At 50.0% G+C, this 1273-nt stretch carries 2 rRNA genes; both read left to right on the top strand.

The features are described from left to right. Positions 1 to 979 (top strand): 23S ribosomal RNA (locus H9Y05_RS16165); the annotation flags it as partial. Positions 980 to 1141: 162 nt separating this feature from the next. Next, a 5S ribosomal RNA gene (gene rrf, locus H9Y05_RS16160) occupies positions 1142 to 1255 on the top strand. Positions 1256 to 1273: the final 18 nt, after the last annotated feature.

Raw genomic sequence — 1273 nt, 5'->3', positions numbered from 1 at the left:
GTAAACGGCGGCCGTAACTATAACGGTCCTAAGGTAGCGAAATTCCTTGTCGGGTAAGTTCCGACCTGCACGAATGGTGTAACGATCTGGGCACTGTCTCAGCCATGAGCTCGGTGAAATTGTAGTATCGGTGAAGATGCCGATTACCCGCAACGGGACGGAAAGACCCCGTGAACCTTTACTATAGCTTCGCATTGTCGCTGGGTAATTGATGTGTAGGATAGGTGGGAGGCTTTGATGCTGCGTCGCCAGGCGTAGTTTAGCCGTCGTTGAAATACCACCCTTTGATTATCCGGCGTCTAACCCCGATTACGGGGGACATTGCGTGGTGGGTAGTTTGACTGGGGTGGTCGCCTCCAAAAGAGTAACGGAGGCTCCTAAAGGTACCCTCAGCACGCTTGGTAACCGTGCGTAGAGTGTAATGGCATAAGGGTGCTTGACTGCGAGACCGACAAGTCGATCAGGTAGGAAACTAGAGCATAGTGATCCGGTGGTTCCGCATGGAAGGGCCATCGCTCAAAGGATAAAAGGTACTCCGGGGATAACAGGCTGATCACTCCCAAGAGCTCACATCGACGGAGTGGTTTGGCACCTCGATGTCGGCTCGTCACATCCTGGGGCTGGAGAAGGTCCCAAGGGTTGGGCTGTTCGCCCATTAAAGTGGCACGCGAGCTGGGTTCAGAACGTCGTGAGACAGTTCGGTCCCTATCTGTTGTGGGCGTTAGAAATTTGAAAGGACCTGCCTCTAGTACGAGAGGACCGGGGTGGACATACCTCTGGTGTACCTGTTGTGGCGCCAGCTGCACCGCAGGGTAGCTAAGTATGGATGAGATAAGCGCTGAAAGCATCTAAGCACGAAACTCGCCTTGAGATGAGATTTCTTTTAAGGGCCGTGGAAGACTACCACGTTGATAGGCTGCAGGTGTAAAGACGGTAACGTCAAAGCCGAGCAGTACTAATTACCCGTAGACTTATAAACCCTCTCTGTTGTTTAAAATCTTTTTTGCTCCGATCGTCCGATATATCTATAAAGACATTTAGATAGAAGACAAAAGCTGTTAGATGCACTGCTTAAATAAGACTTCGAAAAGTCGTAGAGCAAAGTAAATCTAAAATCCAGTTGTCTGTTATCTTAACCGTTTTAGGTGTCTATTGCGGCAAGGTCCACCTCTTCCCATTCCGAACAGAGAAGTTAAGCCTGCCTGCGCTGATGGTACTGCCCTTTTGAGGGTGGGAGAGTAAGTCGATGCCACTTTTTAAAAGCCCATACATT

The organism is Taishania pollutisoli, assembly GCF_014518315.1.
Classification (GTDB): Bacteria; Bacteroidota; Bacteroidia; order Flavobacteriales_D; family Crocinitomicaceae; genus Taishania; species Taishania pollutisoli.
Note: the sequence above shows the minus strand (reverse complement) of the source record. Positions and strands in the feature narration are given on the sequence as shown.